Origin of the sequence: Moraxella sp. VT-16-12 (assembly GCF_002224245.2) — a bacterium.
Taxonomy (GTDB): domain Bacteria; phylum Pseudomonadota; class Gammaproteobacteria; order Pseudomonadales; family Moraxellaceae; genus Moraxella.
In genome coordinates, this window is the sequence record NZ_NKHK02000009.1 from 1 (window position 1) to 18,687 (window position 18,687).

19 protein-coding genes and 1 pseudogene are annotated in these 18,687 nt (G+C 44.2%); 7 read left to right on the plus strand and 13 right to left on the minus strand.

The annotated features are described in order from the left end of the window. From CEW93_RS10915 to rpsL, 4 genes and pseudogenes are all read right to left on the minus strand, one after another. Positions 1-75: pseudogene (locus CEW93_RS10915) on the minus strand (elongation factor Tu); the annotation flags it as partial. Between the two features lie 109 nt (positions 76-184). Continuing rightward, positions 185-2,311, minus strand: a complete 2,127-nt coding sequence (gene fusA / locus CEW93_RS08580) for an elongation factor G (RefSeq protein WP_089540446.1) — start codon at positions 2,309-2,311, stop codon at positions 185-187. 137 nt (positions 2,312-2,448) lie between these two features. Then, positions 2,449-2,922: a 30S ribosomal protein S7 gene (gene rpsG / locus CEW93_RS08585; RefSeq protein WP_089540443.1), complete on the minus strand. Its 474-nt coding sequence runs from the start codon at positions 2,920-2,922 to the stop codon at positions 2,449-2,451. A 165-nt stretch (positions 2,923-3,087) separates the two neighbouring features. Continuing rightward, complete coding sequence (gene rpsL / locus CEW93_RS08590) at positions 3,088-3,462, minus strand: 30S ribosomal protein S12 (protein ID WP_029102685.1); 375 nt, start codon at positions 3,460-3,462, stop codon at positions 3,088-3,090. Positions 3,463-3,568: 106 nt separating this feature from the next. Here rpsL and nadD point away from each other — a divergent pair, with 106 nt between their 5' ends. The 4 genes from nadD (at position 3,569) to bioD (ending at position 6,651) form a co-directional block, all read left to right on the plus strand. Further along, complete coding sequence (gene nadD, locus CEW93_RS08595; RefSeq protein WP_089540440.1) at positions 3,569-4,198, plus strand: nicotinate (nicotinamide) nucleotide adenylyltransferase; 630 nt, start codon at positions 3,569-3,571, stop codon at positions 4,196-4,198. Between the two features lie 62 nt (positions 4,199-4,260). Beyond that, the gene (rsfS, locus tag CEW93_RS08600) at positions 4,261-4,629 is read left to right on the plus strand and encodes a ribosome silencing factor (protein WP_089540436.1); all 369 of its coding nucleotides are present in this window, start codon (positions 4,261-4,263) and stop codon (positions 4,627-4,629) included. 74 nt (positions 4,630-4,703) lie between these two features. After that, positions 4,704-5,987, plus strand: a complete 1,284-nt coding sequence (bioA, locus tag CEW93_RS08605) for an adenosylmethionine--8-amino-7-oxononanoate transaminase (RefSeq protein WP_089540433.1) — start codon at positions 4,704-4,706, stop codon at positions 5,985-5,987. A gap of 1 nt (position 5,988) precedes the next feature. Beyond that, on the plus strand, positions 5,989-6,651 hold the full coding sequence (gene bioD, locus CEW93_RS08610) for a dethiobiotin synthase (RefSeq protein ID WP_089540430.1): 663 nt from the start codon (positions 5,989-5,991) through the stop codon (positions 6,649-6,651). Here bioD and CEW93_RS08615 read toward each other — a convergent pair. Further along, positions 6,648-7,385, minus strand: a complete 738-nt coding sequence (locus tag CEW93_RS08615) for a CoA pyrophosphatase (protein WP_089540427.1) — start codon at positions 7,383-7,385, stop codon at positions 6,648-6,650. The genes bioD and CEW93_RS08615 overlap by 4 nt on opposite strands. 50 nt (positions 7,386-7,435) lie before the next feature. Between CEW93_RS08615 and CEW93_RS08620 the strand changes: the two genes are divergently transcribed. After that, a complete protein-coding gene (locus CEW93_RS08620; RefSeq protein ID WP_089540458.1) occupies positions 7,436-8,014 on the plus strand; it encodes an NUDIX hydrolase in 579 nt (192 codons plus the stop codon). Here CEW93_RS08620 and rimI read toward each other — a convergent pair. Then, positions 8,009-8,458, minus strand: coding sequence for a ribosomal protein S18-alanine N-acetyltransferase (gene rimI / locus CEW93_RS08625; RefSeq protein WP_089540424.1), 450 nt, complete (start codon positions 8,456-8,458; stop codon positions 8,009-8,011). The two genes, CEW93_RS08620 and rimI, sit on opposite strands and share 6 nt — an antisense overlap. 74 nt (positions 8,459-8,532) lie before the next feature. Here rimI and rnr point away from each other — a divergent pair, with 74 nt between their 5' ends. After that, a complete protein-coding gene (gene rnr / locus CEW93_RS08630) occupies positions 8,533-10,782 on the plus strand; it encodes a ribonuclease R (RefSeq protein ID WP_089540421.1) in 2,250 nt (749 codons plus the stop codon). A 288-nt stretch (positions 10,783-11,070) separates the two neighbouring features. Here rnr and uvrC read toward each other — a convergent pair whose 3' ends face one another. The 5 genes from uvrC to rpsP form a co-directional block, all read right to left on the minus strand. Next, positions 11,071-12,888 carry an excinuclease ABC subunit UvrC gene (uvrC, locus tag CEW93_RS08635; RefSeq protein ID WP_089540418.1) on the minus strand — a complete coding sequence of 606 codons (1,818 nt, stop codon included), beginning with the start codon at positions 12,886-12,888 and terminating at the stop codon, positions 11,071-11,073. Between the two features lie 138 nt (positions 12,889-13,026). After that, positions 13,027-13,398 carry a 50S ribosomal protein L19 gene (rplS, locus tag CEW93_RS08640; RefSeq protein ID WP_089540416.1) on the minus strand — a complete coding sequence of 124 codons (372 nt, stop codon included), beginning with the start codon at positions 13,396-13,398 and terminating at the stop codon, positions 13,027-13,029. 151 nt (positions 13,399-13,549) lie between these two features. After that, a complete protein-coding gene (gene trmD, locus CEW93_RS08645) occupies positions 13,550-14,305 on the minus strand; it encodes a tRNA (guanosine(37)-N1)-methyltransferase TrmD (RefSeq protein ID WP_089540414.1) in 756 nt (251 codons plus the stop codon). Continuing rightward, positions 14,305-14,829: a ribosome maturation factor RimM gene (gene rimM, locus CEW93_RS08650; RefSeq protein ID WP_089540412.1), complete on the minus strand. Its 525-nt coding sequence runs from the start codon at positions 14,827-14,829 to the stop codon at positions 14,305-14,307. Before rimM ends, trmD begins: the two co-directional genes overlap by 1 nt. Positions 14,830-14,942: 113 nt before the next feature. Beyond that, on the minus strand, positions 14,943-15,185 hold the full coding sequence (rpsP, locus tag CEW93_RS08655) for a 30S ribosomal protein S16 (RefSeq protein WP_089540410.1): 243 nt from the start codon (positions 15,183-15,185) through the stop codon (positions 14,943-14,945). A gap of 180 nt (positions 15,186-15,365) precedes the next feature. On the opposite strand from rpsP, the gene CEW93_RS08660 reads away from it, so the two are divergent. Then, entirely contained in the window at positions 15,366-16,724 is a 1,359-nt protein-coding gene (locus tag CEW93_RS08660) for an ATP-binding protein (protein ID WP_089540408.1), read from the plus strand. 5 nt (positions 16,725-16,729) lie between these two features. On the opposite strand, the gene CEW93_RS10845 is transcribed toward CEW93_RS08660, so the two are convergent. Continuing rightward, on the minus strand, positions 16,730-16,903 hold the full coding sequence (locus CEW93_RS10845) for a hypothetical protein (protein WP_186727947.1): 174 nt from the start codon (positions 16,901-16,903) through the stop codon (positions 16,730-16,732). A 74-nt stretch (positions 16,904-16,977) separates the two neighbouring features. Further along, positions 16,978-18,669 carry an ATP-binding protein gene (locus tag CEW93_RS08665; RefSeq protein WP_089540405.1) on the minus strand — a complete coding sequence of 564 codons (1,692 nt, stop codon included), beginning with the start codon at positions 18,667-18,669 and terminating at the stop codon, positions 16,978-16,980. Positions 18,670-18,687: the final 18 nt, after the last annotated feature.

Consider the following 18,687-nt stretch of genomic DNA (forward strand, 5'->3'; position numbering starts at 1 on the left):
TTTACCGTGGTCAACGTGTCCGATGGTACCAACGTTAACGTGTGGTTTGGTGCGTTCGAATTTGGCTTTTGCCATGATATTATCCTTCTTAAAATTGTGCAATATGGCACAAAAGATTAATTTAAAGTACTGGCTTACCCCAAAGCATTTTGGGATAAGCTTAATTCATACCAATCATCAAAGATTATTCATCATCATCTTTGGCAGTAAATTTCTTGATGATTTCATCTGCTACGTTCTTAGGCGTTTCTTGGTATTTTGCAAACTCCATAGAGTAAGTTGCACGACCCTGAGACATAGAACGCATGTCAGTTGCATAACCAAACATTTCAGCCAAAGGCACTTCGGCACGAATGATTTTTACGCCACCAGGCACATCGTCCATACCTTGCATCACACCACGGCGACGGGTAATGTCGCCCATAATGTCGCCCATGTAGTCTTCTGGTGTTTCAACTTCAACTTTCATGATGGGTTCAAGCAAAGCAGGAGATGCTTGCATAAAGCCCTTTTTGAACGCCATAGAACCTGCCATCTTAAACGACAGCTCGTCAGAGTCCACGTCGTGATAAGAACCATCATACAAAGTTGCTTTGACATTAACCACAGGATAGCCTGCCAAAACACCGCTCTTCATACGTTCTTGAATGCCTTTATCTACCGCAGAATGATATTCTTTTGGTACAACACCACCCACAATCTCTTCGGCAAATTCGTATTCCACTTCACCTGTTGGGTCAAGCGGTTCAAGACGCAACCAAACATGACCAAACTTACCACGACCACCTGTTTGACGGACAAATTTACCTTCCACTTCCACAGATTGACGGATGGTCTCACGATAAGCCACTTGTGGTGCACCGATATTTGCTTCTACACCAAACTCACGCTTCATGCGGTCAACGATGATGTCAAGGTGCAGCTCACCCATACCTGAGATGATGGTCTGACCAGACTCTTCATCAGTACGCACACGGAATGATGGGTCTTCTTTGGCAAGACGACCTAGGGCGATAGACATTTTTTCTTGGTCAGCTTTGGTCTTAGGTTCAACCGCAAGACTAATCACAGGCTCAGGAAACTCCATACGCTCCAAGGTGATGATGTTGTCTTGGTCGCACAGTGTATCACCTGTGGTTACGTCTTTTAGACCCACAAATGCCACGATGTCGCCTGCACGAGCTTCACTAACTTCTTCTTGTGAATTGGCGTGCATCTCTACGATACGACCAATACGCTCACGCTTACCTTTTACAGGGTTATAAACACTGTCGCCTTGTTTGGCAACGCCTGAATAAATACGCACATAGGTTAAGTTACCTACATATTTATCGTTTTGAATCTTAAAGGCAAGACCTGCAAAAGATTCATCATCAGATGATTTACGAGTTGCTTTGGTTTCGTCTTTATCATCCAACACACCTTCAATGTCAGCCACATCATTAGGTGCTGGCAAGAACTCAATCACCGCATCAAGCATGCGCTGTACGCCTTTGTTTTTAAAGGCTGTACCACAAAGCATGGGTTGAATTTCACACGCCAATGTACGCACACGCAGACCAGCCACAATGTCTTCACGAGACAAGTCGCCTTCTTCTAGGTATTTATCCATTAACTCTTCTGAGCTTTCAGCAGCAGCTTCCACCATGTTGTTACGCCATTCTTCGGCAACATCAACAAGGTCGGCGGGGATTTCACCATATTCAAACTTCATGCCTTGTGATTCAACATCCCAAATGATGGCTTTCATTTCAAGTAGGTCAATCACGCCTTCAAAGGTTTCTTCTGCACCGATTGGCACAACCACAGGCACAGGATTACCACCCAAACGAGTTTTTACTTGCTCAACCACACGGAAGAAGTTAGCACCTGTTCTGTCCATTTTATTAACAAATGCCAAACGAGGCACTTTGTATTTGTTGGCTTGACGCCATACAGTTTCAGACTGTGGCTGTACACCGCCAACCGCACAGTACACCATGCACGCACCATCAAGCACACGCATAGAACGCTCAACTTCAATGGTAAAGTCCACGTGGCCGGGGGTGTCAATTAGGTTAATGCGATGCTCAGGAAACTGTTTTGACATACCTGACCAAAAGCAGGTGGTTGCCGCAGATGCAATGGTGATACCACGCTCTTGCTCTTGCTCCATCCAGTCCATGGTGGCAGCACCTTCGTGCACTTCACCGAGTTTGTGGCTTTTACCTGTGTAGAACAAAATACGTTCTGAGGTGGTGGTTTTACCTGCATCAATATGGGCAGAAATACCGATGTTACGATATCGGTTTAGGGGGATTTTTCTTGCCATGAGTTTTCCTTATAAGAAAAAACTTGTGTAAATGGGGCTTATTTTATCATCAAACAGCACTATAAATGTATGACAAAACAGCCAAGGCATTTGGCTTAGCACGCACTAAGCCAAACCCGCTCAATCTGTTAATAAGATTAGAAACGGAAATGTGAAAACGCCTTGTTCGCGTCTGCCATACGGTGAACGTCATCACGTTTTTTGATGGCAGCACCTTTACCATCAGCGGCGTCATTAAGCTCACCAGCTAAGCGAAGTGCCATAGATTTTTCAGAACGCTTAGCGGCAGCGTCAGCAAGCCAACGCATGGCTAGGGCAGTACGACGGGAGGGACGCACTTCCATAGGCACTTGGTAGGTAGCACCACCAACACGGCGAGCTTTTACTTCCACTGTTGGGCGAACGCTTTCTAGCACTTCTTCAAAAAAAGCAACAGGGTCTTCTAGTTTACGCTTTTCTGCAACGGTTTGCAAAGCACCGTAAACGATTTTTTCAGCGACTGATTTTTTGCCATCAACCATCACTTGGTTGATAAATTTGGCAATGGTTTGGCTGCTGAACTTAGGGTCTGGTAGGATTTCACGGGCAGCAACGACACGACGTCTTGGCATAATAATTCCTTATGTCTTCAGGGTAAATCTGGCATACTTACTTAAAATAATCAAGCACTTAGCCAGCCTTACTGCATGATTGTGGTTGCATGGATTTGATTAACACACATTCTCACAAGCCATGCACAATTCATTAATATTTTAGTGTTTTGTCTTGGGCAGCGATTAAGCCTTAGGACGTTTTGCACCATACTTAGAGCGACCTTGTTTACGGTCTTTAACACCTGCACAGTCTAATGCACCACGCACGGTGTGATAACGCACACCCGGCAGGTCTTTAACACGACCACCACGGATAAGCACCACGCTATGCTCTTGTAGGTTATGACCTTCGCCACCGATGTAGCTTGACACTTCATAGCCTGATGTCAAACGCACACGGCATACTTTACGCATGGCTGAGTTTGGCTTTTTAGGGGTGGTGGTATATACACGAGTACAAACGCCACGACGTTGTGGGCAAGCTTGTAGTGCAGGAACTTTTGACTTTTCTGTAATGGTCTTGCGACCCTTACGGATAAGTTGGTTTGTGGTTGCCATAGGCAATTTCTCCCGTTGATTAAAAAAATTATGGGCGGTATAATACCCATAAAGTTAAGAACAATACATTATAAACTTTTTTTTTATAAAGTTCAAGCGTGGCAATATGAGCATTCGTCTTTTTTTTGGGGGGAGTTTTGACCCTGTACATGATGGGCACTTAGACATGGTACAAGCTGTACATGATAGGCTGACAGCTCAACATTTGCCATTTACCATCTATTTTTTGCCTACCGCAGGCAACCCTTTTAAAAGCAAGCCCACCGACCCCACTCACCGCTTAGCCATGCTAAATGTGGCGTGCCAACTTTTAAAAAACAAACACATCAGTGCCCATATTTGTCCCTTGGAAATCCACCAAACACCACCCATCTACACCATAGATACAGTGCAAACTTTGGCAACAATGTATCCTAATGACACACGCATTTTTATTCTTGGTGGCGACAGTCTGGTAAATCTGCCAACATGGAAACATCATGATAAAATTTTATCATTTATCAAAATTTGGGCATTTGGGCGAGCAGGCAGTAGCACCATTGATGATGAAGTTTTGGCAAATTTGACCTCTGATTTTGATGAATTTTTAGCAGACAAACCCATTTTTTATGACAACACGCCCATCACCACCGTCTCATCTAGCCAAATCCGACACGCCCTAATCAATAATGAGACACCTGCTCATTTACCCTTACCAATTTTAACTTACATCAAGCAGCACGGTCTTTATCGCTGATTATTTGCAAATATCAAAACTGTGCTATAATGATAAATTAACTTTAATTTAATTAAAAAATTATGAGCCACAACCTATCCTTAGATGAACAAATCGCCCTAGTAACAACCGCCCTAGACGACCTAAAAGCCAAAGAAATCACCGTACTGACAGTAGAGCATTTGACTGATGTTGCTGAGCGTATCATCATCGCTAACGCCACATCAAAACGCCACGTCAAAGCTCTTGCAGACAAACTTGGTGCCACCACCAAAGAAGCAGGGCTGATGCCACTGGGTCGTGAAGGTGATAAAGACAGTGATTGGACGTTGGTGGATTTGGGTAGAATCATCGTGCACATCATGACCCCACAGGCTCGTGAATTTTATGACCTAGAAGGATTGTGGTCATCACCAGAAGCTCTGCAAGCCTTAGCCGTACAAAAAGCTTAAAGCAGACAACACCGCTCTTTGGGCGATTTTTTGTTTGTTTAAATGATGGCTGTTAAAAATACGTCGGAAAACACATGGATTTACAGGATTTTGACCGCACCCATCTTTGGCACCCCTATGCCAGCTTACCGCCCACTTATGACAATCTTATCATCACTCATGCTGATGGCGTGCGTCTGTACACTCATGATAACCACACACTCATAGACGGCATGTCATCATGGTGGGCAAGCATTCATGGCTACAATCACCCACGCTTAAATCACGCCATCAGCAAACAACTTGACAACATGAGCCATGTGATGTTTGGCGGGCTGACCCACTTGCCTGCACTGGCACTTGGTGAACGACTACTTGGTATTACACCCAAAAATCTCACCAAGATTTTTTATGCTGACAGTGGCTCGGTGGCGGTAGAGATTGCCCTAAAAATGGCACTGCAATACCAACTGGCACGTGGATTTGCTCACAAAAATACTTTTGCCAGCACACATTCAGGCTATCATGGCGACACTTGGCACGCCATGAGTGTTTGCGACCCCATCAACAGTATGCACACACTCTACGGCAACAAACTGCCCACGCAGTATTTTTTACCAGCACCACCAATGGGCTTTGACACACCCTTAGATGATGACACACGTCTAAGCATGGACAGATTTTTTGGTCAATATCATAACAAACTGGCGGGGTTTATCATTGAGCCTATTGTGCAAGGGGCAGGTGGAATGCGGTTTTATTCGCCACAATACCTGCACCATTTACACGCTTTGTGCCAATATTATGACGTGCTACTGATTTGTGATGAGATTGCCACAGGGTTTGGGCGAACAGGGCAAATGTTTGGGGTCAATCATGCTGGCATTTGTCCTGACATCATGACTTTGGGCAAGGCACTAACAGGCGGATACATGAGTTTTGGGGCAGTGATGACCACCAACCGCTTGGCTGATAGCATACACAATAGCCCCTATCCTGCACTCATGCACGGTCCTACCTTTATGGGCAATCCGCTTGCTTGCTCGGTGGCGTGTGCCAGCATTGATTTGGTGCTAGAAAATGACATACCTTATCTTGCCAAACTCATGCAGTCCAAACTTAGCCATCATCTACATCAACTGCAAAACTGGCAAGAAGTGGCAGACGTACGCTTTCTTGGGGCGATAGGTGTGATTGAGATGAAACAGCCCATTGATATGCCACGCTTTCAAGGGCTTTTGACCAAATATGGCATTTGGGTGCGTCCCTTTGGTAAACTGGTCTATCTGATGCCCCCCATTGTGATGAGTGATGATGATTTGGCAAAACTTTGTGGGGGACTTGTGCAGTTACTCAAAGCATATTTCAAAGACAGATAACATGACCACCTATTTTATCACAGGCATAGATACTGACATCGGCAAAACAATCACCACTGGCATATTAGCCCGCCATCTTGGGCAAAGGGGCAAATCTGTCATCACCCAAAAATTGATACAAACAGGCACAACAAAAGCGGTGGCAGATGACATCATCGCCCATCGGCAACTGATGGGCATAGACTTACTTGATGTGGATACAGATGGCACCACCTGCCCTTTTGTCTTTGCCAAGCCTGCCAGTCCACATCTATCAGCTCGCCTAGAACATCGCAGGGTGGATTTAAACATCATCACAAACGCCACAAATACGCTCAATGCTCGCTTTGATATTGTTCTGTTAGAAGGAGCAGGTGGCGTATTAGTGCCAATCACAGACGTATTAACTTTGGATTATGTGGAGCAATGCGGTCATCGTGTGATTGTGGTTACGTCCGCTCGCTTAGGTAGCATTAACCACACCTTACTGACCTTAGAAGCCATCAAGGCTCGTGGCTTAATGCTGTTTGGTGTGGTGTTCAACCATCATTTTGATACAGACAGCGACATCAGTCATGACACTTTGGCATTTTTACAACAATATGTTTCCAAGCACTATCGGCAAGCAATGTTTATGCGGTTAAAGGATGACAAGATTTTAGGCATTGATGTGGATAAATTTTAACCCAAACGATAATACCAACGCCAGTTTACCCCAAAACCAATCTGCAAAAGGCTTGCCAATATGCGACCTGTCAACCCCCAAACCACCTCTGGCGTGCCATCATCATCGCAATCATAAACCCATGCTGGCGTGTGCAGTTTAGAGTCATTGGGGGATTGCCCATCAAACACATAATCCACAGGCTCATTTAGTAGCACCTCAAAAGGCAACCAAAACAGCCGAGCAATCTCATCTTCGCTAGGGATAAGTTTATCCACCATATCCACCCCAATGCACGCCACCACAGGACGCACCAACAGCCCCTTTTTGGAAATCTGCATGGGCAAATACCCCAAAATCTCACAATCTGTGCCATCTAACCCCACCTCTTCAAAAGCTTCTCGTAAAGCAACATCAGCAGAGCTTTGGTCTGCCTCATCACGCTTACCACCCACCAGCGACACCTCTCTTGCATGGCTAGACAGATGGTTTGACCGCCTTGTCAGCAGCAAGCGCGGCTTTGGCTCATCAGTCATGACAATCAGCACACACGCTTGTGGCATGGGATTTGACTTTAAAAGACTGTCATATCTTTTTATTGCCTGCTTGCGTGTCAGTCCTGTCAAAAGCTCATTGTCATCAACAAAGGAGAAAATATCCACGCCCTGATAGGCGGTTAGTTTTTGGCTTAATGAATAAAAATGGTGCGATGTTGGCAGGGTGATTGCTGTTTTGTCTATAAAATGATTTGTCATTTTGGTGCTTTTGCTTTAAACTTAGCTCACATTTATTTTATCATATCACCATGCCTTTTTGCCTACAATGTGGACAACCTGCCACTTATACCATACCAGATGATGACACACGTGAACGCTTGGTTTGTACCGATTGCGGTCATATCCACTACGAAAATCCCAAAATGGTCTGTGGCGTGCTTGCTGTGCATGATGGTTGCATTTTGCTGTGTCGGCGAGCCATTGAGCCCCGTTATGGCTACTGGACACTGCCAGCAGGCTTTATGGAGCTTGATGAAAGCATGAAAGATGGGGCAAAACGAGAAACAGCCGAAGAAGCAGACGGCATGGCAACAAATTTGCAGTTATATGCGTTATTTGATTTGCCTTATGTGGGTCAAATTCACGCCATGTATTTGGCAAATCTGCAAAATGGTCAGTTTGGCGTAGGAGCAGAAAGCTTGGAATGCGGGCTTTTTTTGCCTGATGAGATAGACATAGACAATCTTGCCTTTGAAACGGTCAAACAAACCATTTGTCATTATTTACACGATAAAAATCAGCTCATCAAAGACGGCAAAAATGCCGATGAATTTAGCAACTACCCCTTACATCAGATTACCTTAACCAACAAACCAGAATATTCATAACTCTCTTTGCAAAATCAAAGCGTCCACTTGACCGCCATAATAACGTGGGCGTTTATCAATCTGATAAAACGCTTGTTGTTGATACAGACCGATGGCAGAAGCATTATCCGCCCTAACTTCTAACAATAAACGCTCGGCTTGTTTGTTTTTTGTGAGCTGTATGAGCTTATCAAGCATCATTTTGCCCACGCCTTGTCTTTGATGGCTAGGATTTGTGGCGATACGCAACACTTCTGCCACATCAAATACAATCTGATAAATGCAATAGCCCACCACCGTTTTATCCGATAAACAAACAAGCACACCTGCCCCAAATTGGGACAATACTGACAAAATCGCCCCATCATGCCAATTGTCATCAAACAACAGTTTTTCTAGCTGAGCCATTTGACAAAGTATGTCAGCATTAAGCTCATTTTTTGTCAAATCCAACAAAACTACCATAAATTTTCCGTTAGCTTAGCAAATATGATATGATAACCCAAAATCAAGATTTAGCACACCATTAGAGCATAAACATGAAAAAAAACCACAATACCAAAACACCCAAATGGAACGACCCCAACGCCCATGATGAAGCCAACAAATACCAAAATCCCATCCCTTCTCGCCTGCTTATCTTGCAAACTGTCGCCCAAATGAACAATGATGGCAAACCTGCGACAATGGAAAGTTTGGGTTTGCATTTTGAGATTTTAGGCGATGAAGAGCGATTTTTTGCCCTAACCAACCGCCTAAAAGCCATGCTAAGAGACAACCAACTAGAACGCACAGACGGCATTCATTTTAGCATTGCTCCTTTGCCCCAAACCGTCATCGGCAAAGTATTAGCCAGCAGTAAAGGCTTTGGTTTTGTGGTGCTAGATGACATGCCAGACTTGTTTATCCATGAAAAACAGCTGCGTGTGGTCTTTGATGGTGATGTGGTAGAAGCGGTGGCAATAGAGTTTCGTGGCAAAGCAGAAGCCCGCATTCAACAAGTGTTAGAGCGTGCCAGTACTGAGTTTATTGGTGTGTTAAGCGAAGATGAAGATGGCTATTTTGTCCATCTTGCTGGGGCAAACGCTCATCAGCCCATCACACTTACTGACGATGATGTTGCTAAATTTGGGGCAACGGTGGGCGACAGTGTCAAGGTTGCCATCATTGACATGCCCACTTATCAAGAATACGCCACAGGCAAGATTACCGAGCTTTTGACAAGTCTAAATGACCGTGAGCTCATCATAGAAACCACACTATTAAACCACGCCATACCTTCTGCGTTTAGCGCCGCCACGATAGAGCAAGCAAATGCCTATACCGAGCCAAGCGAGCTTGACATTAAAGGGCGTGTGGATTTGCGACAACTGCCATTGATTACCATAGATGGTGAAGATGCCCGAGATTTTGATGATGCGGTCTATGCGTGCAAACGTGCTGGTGGCAATTATCGTGTGCTGGTCGCCATCGCTGATGTCAGCCACTACGTTACCCCCCAAAGCCCACTTGATGTGGATGCTTATGAACGTGGCACGAGTGTCTATTTTCCCCATCGTGTCATCCCCATGTTGCCAGAAGTGCTGTCCAATGGACTGTGTTCGCTCAACCCCAAAGTGGACAGATTGTGCATGGTTGCTGACATTAAACTGTCCAGAACAGGCAAAGTAACTGGTTATGAGTTTTATCCTGCGGTCATGCACTCAAAAGCTCGCCTAACTTATAACCAAGTCAATGCTTATTTTGATGACCCCACCAATGAAACACTCCCTGACAGTTTGGTTAAAAATCCTGACGTAACAAAGTCAGTAGATACTCTATTTGCTTTATACCAAATCCTAGACAAACGACGTGAAGAACGTGGAGCAATGGCGTTTGAGACCGCCGAAAGCTACATTGTCTTTGGTGAAGATGGCGACATCACCGACATCAAAAAACGCACGCGTGGAGATGCTCACAAGCTCATTGAAGAGATGATGTTGCTTGCCAATACCTGTGGGGCAAATTTTGCCCTAAAACACAAACTGCCTGCCCTATATCGCAACCACGATAAGCCCAGCGATGAAAAAAGCACCAAATTATCCGAATACGTCAAATCCTTTGGGCTATCCTTTCCCACCGAAAATCCCACCCATGCCGACTATCAACGAATCATCAAAGCCACTGAAGGCAGAGCCGACACACAAAGCATTCACGCCATGCTACTTCGTTCCATGATGCAAGCCAATTATAGCCCTGATAACATTGGGCATTTTGGGTTGGCTTATGATGAATACAGCCACTTTACCAGCCCCATTCGTCGCTACCCCGACCTAATGCTTCATCGAGCAATCAAAGACAAAGTAACAAACACCAAGCCCAAACAGACGATTTATAAGACCCTAGATGAAGCAGGTGAACAAACTTCCACCACCGAACGGCGTGCCGAAGAAGCCAGCCGTCATGTAGAAACGTGGCTAAAATGCCATTATATGCAGCGACATTTAGGCGATGAATTTACAGGCACAATCACCACCGTAACCAGTTTTGGATTGTTTGTTACTCTAAATGATTTGTTTATAGATGGGCTGATTCACATCTCAAATCTGTCAGCAGAATATTATGACTATGACGAAAGACAACAAGCCTTGATGGGTGAACGTGGCACAAGTTTTAAACTTGGCGAACAGTTGATGATTAAGGTGGCAGGGGTAAATATGGATTTGTTGCAAGTGGATTTTGCCTTGGTAGAAAAAATGAGCGACACCAAGACAAGCACACCCAAAAAGACAAAAAAGCAAAAATCATGAACCACAAAATTAAACAGCTAGGGCAAGTTACCGCCAACTGACTTGCCTGCAGGTTTTAAAGCATGAAAATACAATTGATTTATCACCCATGACTCTTCCAAATAACAAAACAAAGCATGACAGTTGCGATTTAACTTTACAAAATCAGGGGGACTTTTACATAAGCACTTCATGCATCTTTGACAATCCAGTTGGTGCAAACATCATCATTAATGATTATGAAAGTTTTATTCAAAAAGTGGCGTATCGGATTTTATCACCATAGCCGCACAACAAGGCACGCTCAAATCATCCATGCAATGCTTGATAAATCGTTCTTGCCAGCACTTTACCAATACCTTTGACATTGGCAATCTCCGATTCAGATGCACCCAACAGCTGTTGTATACCCCCAAAATGAGCCAACAAATCTCGCCTGCGTGTTGCCCCCAGATTAGGTATGACTTCCAACACAGATGACCCCCTTGCTTTGTCTCGTTTTTTGCGGTGGGCAGTAATGGCAAAACGGTGAGCTTCGTCCCTGATGTGCATGATTAAGTGCAAAGCCTTACTCTCTGGTGGCAAATCTATTGGCTCATGAGATAAAAAATGCAGCACTTCCAACCCTGCTTTTCGCCCTTCGCCTTTTGCCACGCCAACCAGTAATGTCTCATCCAACTTACCAAGCTCAGTCAGCACTTCTTTGGCAACGCCTAGCTGCCCCTTACCCCCATCAATCAATAACAAATCAGGCAAAGCGTGTTTGGTATAACGCCTTGTCAGCACTTGTCTCATCGCCCCATAATCATCACCACCGACCACGCCTTGTATGGCATACTGGCGATAATCTCGTTTTCTTGCTCCCCCATCATCAAACACCACACACGACCCCACCGCCATCTCACCCATGGTATGACTGATGTCAAAACATTCAATGCGGTTGATTACCCCATCAGACACCTGCGACAATACCGTTTGTAAAGCAACAAAACGGGTGTGCAGTTCTTTAAAATCAGACAGTTTAGCTGTTAAAGCATTGTTGGCGTTTAATATTGCCAGCTCTTGCCATTGTTTGCGGTGCGTTTGGGTGCGTGATTTGATGACGGTTTTTGTGCCAAATTGTTCAGACAACAATAAGACAATGGTGTCTTTTTGGCTCAATTCTTGATTGACCAAAATCTCTTTTGGCAAATCATCACTCACATCGGCATAAAAAGTGAGCAAAAACCGCTCCAACCGCTCAGACAACTCCAAACCTGCCACATCATCTATAAAATAATTTTTACCCCCCAGCACCTTCCCCCCACGCACCGTCAAAACGTGCACCACCGTCAAGCCCAAATGCTCACTAATGGCAAACACATCAGCACAGCTGTCATCACCCACCAAATACACCGATTGCTGAGCGGTAACCTCAGAAAGCATGGTCAAGCGGTCTCTATAAAACACCGCTTGCTCAAAAAGCATCTGCTCGGCAGCGTCATGCATTTTTTGTGTCAGCGTGTCATGCAGTTCACTTGATTTGCCATTTAAAAACGCCACCGCCTGCCCCACACTCTCATCATAGTCCGCCTTATCAATCAAGCCCACACAAGGGGCAGTACAACGTTTGATTTGGTATTCTAAACAAGGGCGTTTGGCAGCTTTAAAGACAGCATTGGTACAATGACGGAGCAAAAAAAGTTTTTGCAAAAGTAACATCGCTTCTTTGGCACTACTGGCAGACGGATAAGGACCAAAATAACGACCTTGTGCATGATTGCCCTTGCCACGCCCCACCCCAAGGCGTGGGAATTTATCCTTAGACAGATACAAATACAAATAAGACTTATCATCACGCAAGATGACGTTATAAGGCGGTCTGTGTTCTTTGATTAGGTTTTGTTCAAGCAATAACGCTTCGCTTTCGCCACGGGTGATGATGGTCTCAATGTCATGAATGCGTGCGACTAATGCCTGCGTTTTGGGATGCCCTATTGTTCCCACAAAGTAGCTACCGACCCGATTTTTAAGCGATTTGGCTTTACCTACATAGAGTATCTCGCCTGATTTACCAAGCATTTTATAAACCCCCGGTAAATTAGGCAAACTTTTTAGCAGTTGGGATAAATGTGCTGATTGAGACATGGCTTGATGTGTGCGATGAATTATTGTTTAAATAAGGGGAAAATACGGTTTTACAAGGCAAGTTACAGACATTTTATCATACAAAAACCCCACCAATGGCGGGGCTTGTCAAACTTAAAGGGCTTAAATAACCAACAATTAAGCGTCTTTTTTGACATTAAGTTTTTCTTTGATACGAGCTGATTTACCAGAACGCTCACGCAGATAGTACAGCTTAGCACGGCGAACATCACCACGGCGTTTCACTTCAATACCACCGATGATGGGAGAATGTAGCTGGAACGCACGCTCAACGCCCACACCGCTAGAAATCTTACGCACGGTAAAAGATGAATTAAGACCACGGTTACGCTTAGCGATGACCACACCTTCAAAGGCTTGCAGACGCTCTTTGTCGCCTTCTTGTACACGCACTTTAACAACCACGGTATCACCAGGAGCGAAATTAGGTAGGTTGGTTTTTAGTTGAGATTGTTCAACGTGTTGAACTAGGGGGTGTTTGTTACTCATGGAAATCTCCAATACATGACATAGGCTCATACCTTCAATAGTGGCTTAAAGGTCGCATATCATCTTATCATCAGATTGATAACTCAATCAGCGTCTGAGCCACACAGACATAAAACGGCTTATTATACTTATTCTTTGGGGGTAAATCAAGCTATTTATCCAGCTCTTTGAGCCATTTGGCTTGCTCTTTGGTGGGAGTGAATTTATCCCACAAATCAGGTCGATGTGTTTTTGTGCGTTTTACCTGCTCTAAAAACCGCCATTTTTTGATGTTGGCATGATGTCCTGTCAGTAGCACATCAGGAACTTTTTTATCCTTAAAAATCAAAGGCTTAGTATAATGTGGACAATCAAGCAATCCATCTACAAAACTGTCTTGCAAAGCAGAATCATCGTTCATCACATCAGGCAGACGGCGTATCACACTATCAGCCAGCACCATGGCGGGTAACTCTCCGCCTGTCAATACATAGTCGCCAATGGATATTTGGCTATCCACATAACTTTCAATGACACGTTCATCCACACCTTCATAACGCCCACAAAGTAATATCATGCCATCAAACTGACAACATGACAGCACCATTTGCTCATTTAAAGATGTGCCTTGGGGGGATAAATAAATGACAGGGCAGTTTGGATTTGGTATGCCTTTGTCGTCAAAATGCTGTTTTGCCAATGCTTTGGCGTACTCTATCGCTTGTGAAAGTGGCTCAGCAAGCATGACCATGCCCGGACCACCACCAAAAGGGCGGTCATCTATCCGCCGATAGTTATCGGTGGTAAAATCCCTAGGGCTAATGATGTGTATCTGCACTTGCCCACGTTCTACTGCACGAGCTGTGATGCCATGCTCTGTGATGGCGGTGAACATCTGTGGCATGATACTGACAAACGCCAAAAACATCAGTAATCAGAACCCCACGCCACCAGCATGGTCTTGGCGGTCAAATCCACATTTAGCACCACATCACCATGCCAAGGAATGAGCCTTTCTTCGCCATCAATGCTGTCTTTGGTAGGTTTGACGGCGATAATCTCATGAGCAGAAGTCTCAAACATTTGTTTTATCACCCCCAAATTTTCGCCTTGCTCGTTGATGACCGTCAGTCCGACCAAATCCGACCAATAATACTCATCATCATCAAGTTTGGGAAAATGGGCTTTATCCACCCATATAGTCGCCCCATTCATGGTTTCAGCGACATTGCGGTCAGGAATTTCCTTAAAACTTGCCACCAATCCTGCCCCCTGCTCACGCCAATTGGTTACGGTCAAAGGCTTAAATCCTGTGGCGGTCTTAATGTACCAATTTGGCATATTAAAAATATCAGCACGGTTATCCGTATCACTAAACACCCACAGCCAGCCTTTAATGCCATAAGGTTTTTTTAGTGTGGCGATTTTAATGAAATTATCAAAATTTTGCATGATTTGTTACTAACACAGACGGTTGATTTGGTGTAAAAAAACACATCACTCATAGGCAAAAACAACAAAATCGGCTTGCGATAATCACAAACCGATTTATCAATCATCAACGATTATTGCTGAGCTTGCTTGACAAGTTGTGCAATACGGTCAGTCGGCTGAGCCCCTTTTGCAACCCATGCGTTATAGCTGTCTAAGTCAATGCGAAAAGACTCTTCTTGACCACGAGCCAAAGGGTTGAAAAAGCCGATTTTTTGAATGTGGCGACCATCACGAGCGGCACGCTTATCAGCCACAACGATTTGATAGAATGGGCGTTTTTTTGAACCGCCACGAGCCATACGAATCACTACCATGATAACTCTCTTTAAAAACTTTAAAATGGGGGATAAATGCAAGATAAGTCATACTGGTTGCCGGTTGAGGATGAGCCGTTGGCAATACCAGACTTTTAAACTTCTATTCTATCAAAAAAAATCGCCAAAATCAATGTTAATTTTATGTTAAAATGACACAAAAAATCATCGGACACGCCCATGAAAAAACGTCATGATTTATGGTTGCTAAAATTTCGGTACTTTTTAAACTCCAACACCTTACACACCGTCATGATGATAAGTTTTATTGTCTTTATGAGTGTGGCGTTATCGTTGTGGGTATTTTGGCGAAGTTTGTATTTACCCGAGATTAAAAATCATGCCAACTACCTAGCAAGCGAGCTGAAACTCATTGACCAAGCCCATGTTCATCATGCCAAAAACCCACAAATGCTTGCTTGGGTGCGTCAGTATAGCCACATACAAGTTATTGATAATCCAAAAGATTTCCCCACCATCAATGATAAAATTGTGGCGGATTTTTTTACTGACCGCTTCGCTCGCCACGTCCAAGATGAGCTAGGCAGAGAAATTACGGTATATTTTAAATTTAAACCCACCCCACACCTATGGATACAAGACAGCAAGTATCCAAATTTATGGTTTCGTGAACCCATCAAATCCTACTCACAATACAGCACAGGCTTGTTTGTGGGATTTTTGGCAGGATTGCCTTTTTTAACCATTTTGGTGATTTTGGTATTGGTTCGCAGGCTAAACCGCCCCTTAAAACGCCTAGAACGTACCGCCACTGATTATATCAATTTAGGGCACGCCACCACACTACCCACCCACAAAGGCTCAAATGAAATTCGTAAGGTAAATACTGCTTTTAACCGCCTATTTCATACACTCGCCCAAGCCCAAAAAGAACGCACCATCATGCTCGCTGGCATCAGCCACGACCTACGCACGCCACTCACTCGCATGAGATTGACCGCCGAGATGTTGCCTGATGAGTTTTTTCGTGAAGGGCTGGTGCTTGATATTGAAGACATGGATGCCATTTTAGAGCAGTTTATTTCTTTTATGAAAGATGGTTCAGACGAAGCAATGCGAGCGATTAATTTGGACATGATTTTTCATGAAGTGATGGTACAGTTTAACGAAATCCGCTTCATTTATTTTAATACCATTGAACATGAAGTCATGGTGCGTCCATTGTCCATCAAACGTTTGATTATTAATCTGGTCAATAATGCCATTCGTTATGGCAGTCAGCCCATACATCTGTCAGCAACCATACTGCCACCTGATGACCCACAAAACATTCACCCCATACTGCTTTTGTGCGTGCGTGATGAAGGCGATGGTGTGGCAGACAGTGAGATTGAACGCATCATGCAACCTTTTGAGCGTGGTGAGACGGCTCGCACTACCCAAGGAAGTGGCTTAGGACTTGCGATTGTGGAACGGATTGTGCGACTACATCATGGTAAAGTAGAAATTAAAAATCATGCAGAAGGTGGCTTACAGGTGTGTGTTAAAATCCCCCTGAGCCATCAAACCATCTCTTAACAAGCTTATTTGTTGCCAATCTCAGGTGGTAAGGTGTTGGTGGTATTTTCAAAACTGGTGGGTGCTTGCAAGTTGGCGTGAGCTTGTTGCAAATATTCTGGTTCTTTTTTTGGCACAAGTAACAAATAGCCAAACAAACCCACATTCGCAACCACCAAAAAACTAAATAAATATGGCATATTTTTACCTTTACAAACACTTATTTTCAAATATTAGCATATTTTAACCAAAACACAATGCCAATAAACCCACATTAAGGCTCGCCAATCACCTTTTTTTCACTTCTTGCTCCTGTCAGCTCATCTGCTGCAATAACCACACCAAGCTGTTTAGCAGGCCATTCCATGATGAATCTTGCACCATGTAAACTTGGACTTTCATCCACTCTCATGTTGCCATTAAACCAAAAAGCAATCCGAGACACAATAGACAACCCAAGTCCATAACCACCTGACGCACGGGTACGGCTGTCATCAAGGCGAGCAAAGGGGATAAAGACCTTTTCACGGTCAGCCTTAGGAATGCCCTGCCCATCATCTTCCACACTCACAAAAGCAACATTACGATGAACCCCTGCACTGATAATGATGGTGCTATTGGCATATCTTAGGGCATTGCCTGCCAAGTTTTGCACCACCCGATGCAAATAACGTCTGTCTGCCATTGCCACCACTTTAATATCAGGTGCGTTAATTTTAACAGTGATGGGCTTACCCAAAGCGTTGGTTTCTCGCTCAATCTGCTCCAACAAATCACGCAAACCAACCATCTGCCAATCCATCTGGGGTGAGCCTTCTTCCAGTTTGGCGTAGGTTAAAATTTCATCAATCAATTCATTTAAAGACTCAATGTCTTCGTCAATATAATTTTTTTGTGATTGACGTGAGTCATAATCATCATCATCAGCCAACATATCCACCGCAAAACGAATGCGAGCCACTGGTGTACGCAACTCATGCGACACCGCACGTGTCAGCTCTCTTTGTGATTGAATGAGCCGTTTGATGTGCTTGGTCATGGCATTAAACGCAGATGACAGCCGAGCAATGTCATCACTGCCCACCACCTGCACGCTGGTATCTAGCTCACCATTTGCCACCTTATTGACGCCCATTTGTAAAAGTTGTAATCGGCGTTGAAGTGGAAAAATCAGCCCATAAACCCCCACACTAATCAACAACAAACAAATGATAATGACGCTCACAATAAGATTTAAAGGAAAATAATTAAACAGTGCCACAGGACCAACCATCACCGCCAAATCATCCATCTCAGACTTGGCAATGATGGAAATATTGGGGTCTTGGGTGCTAGCACCATCTCTAAACAGAACAACAGGTTCACGACTGTCAAGCTTGGTAACCTGCTCAGGGTCCAACTCCAACGCCTGCACCGACTCCAAAGTGATGGGGTGTCCAAATTTATCACTCAAAAATTCAAGTCGCCCCCGTTTGCTGTCAAATGTTGGATAATTGGACAAATCTTGGAGCAAAAATACCATCATCGCACGCACCTGTCGCTCCCCTAAGCGAGTAATGCGTGTCCATAAAACATTATTCTCATCGCCAATACGATGATACACATAAGATTCGTTAGTTTTGGGATTATGGCGAACAACCGCCCTTTCTTCTTCCAAATGTTTTAATTCACGAGCCTTAAAACCAATACTGTCTATGGGCGACACCTTAAACTCAGACCCAAACAAAGCACTGGTATTTTCTAGCCATAAAGTACGCTCCTTGGGGGTCTTTTGAATTTGAATGCTTTGGCTAGTCAGATAAAATGCTCCCGTTGCCACCGATTCGCGATAAGATTGGATGCGTTCTTGGTTGATGGTTTCTATCAACAGGTATGCAAAAAATGCCACCGCCATACACACAAGAAGCAATCCTGAATAAATGCGAAAAAAAATACTACGTTCAGCAAACGAAAATAAGGAAGTCATGCCAATTCACCCACAAAG

Bases quoted from the DNA above. Each gene is read 5' to 3' on its own strand.
- fusA (WP_089540446.1), bottom strand. From the start codon at position 2,311: ATGGCAAGAAAAATCCCCCTAAACCGATATCGTAACATCGGTATTTCT.
- rpsG (WP_089540443.1), bottom strand. From the start codon at position 2,922: ATGCCAAGACGTCGTGTCGTTGCTGCCCGTGAAATCCTACCAGACCCT.
- rpsL (WP_029102685.1), bottom strand. From the start codon at position 3,462: ATGGCAACCACAAACCAACTTATCCGTAAGGGTCGCAAGACCATTACA.
- nadD (WP_089540440.1), top strand. From the start codon at position 3,569: ATGAGCATTCGTCTTTTTTTTGGGGGGAGTTTTGACCCTGTACATGAT.
- rsfS (WP_089540436.1), top strand. From the start codon at position 4,261: ATGAGCCACAACCTATCCTTAGATGAACAAATCGCCCTAGTAACAACC.
- bioA (WP_089540433.1), top strand. From the start codon at position 4,704: ATGGATTTACAGGATTTTGACCGCACCCATCTTTGGCACCCCTATGCC.
- bioD (WP_089540430.1), top strand. From the start codon at position 5,989: ATGACCACCTATTTTATCACAGGCATAGATACTGACATCGGCAAAACA.
- CEW93_RS08615 (WP_089540427.1), bottom strand. From the start codon at position 7,385: ATGACAAATCATTTTATAGACAAAACAGCAATCACCCTGCCAACATCG.
- CEW93_RS08620 (WP_089540458.1), top strand. From the start codon at position 7,436: ATGCCTTTTTGCCTACAATGTGGACAACCTGCCACTTATACCATACCA.
- rimI (WP_089540424.1), bottom strand. From the start codon at position 8,458: ATGGTAGTTTTGTTGGATTTGACAAAAAATGAGCTTAATGCTGACATA.
- rnr (WP_089540421.1), top strand. From the start codon at position 8,533: ATGAAAAAAAACCACAATACCAAAACACCCAAATGGAACGACCCCAAC.
- uvrC (WP_089540418.1), bottom strand. From the start codon at position 12,888: ATGTCTCAATCAGCACATTTATCCCAACTGCTAAAAAGTTTGCCTAAT.
- rplS (WP_089540416.1), bottom strand. From the start codon at position 13,398: ATGAGTAACAAACACCCCCTAGTTCAACACGTTGAACAATCTCAACTA.
- trmD (WP_089540414.1), bottom strand. From the start codon at position 14,305: ATGTTTTTGGCGTTTGTCAGTATCATGCCACAGATGTTCACCGCCATC.
- rimM (WP_089540412.1), bottom strand. From the start codon at position 14,829: ATGCAAAATTTTGATAATTTCATTAAAATCGCCACACTAAAAAAACCT.
- rpsP (WP_089540410.1), bottom strand. From the start codon at position 15,185: ATGGTAGTGATTCGTATGGCTCGTGGCGGTTCAAAAAAACGCCCATTC.
- CEW93_RS08660 (WP_089540408.1), top strand. From the start codon at position 15,366: ATGAAAAAACGTCATGATTTATGGTTGCTAAAATTTCGGTACTTTTTA.
- CEW93_RS10845 (WP_186727947.1), bottom strand. From the start codon at position 16,903: ATGCCATATTTATTTAGTTTTTTGGTGGTTGCGAATGTGGGTTTGTTT.
- CEW93_RS08665 (WP_089540405.1), bottom strand. From the start codon at position 18,669: ATGACTTCCTTATTTTCGTTTGCTGAACGTAGTATTTTTTTTCGCATT.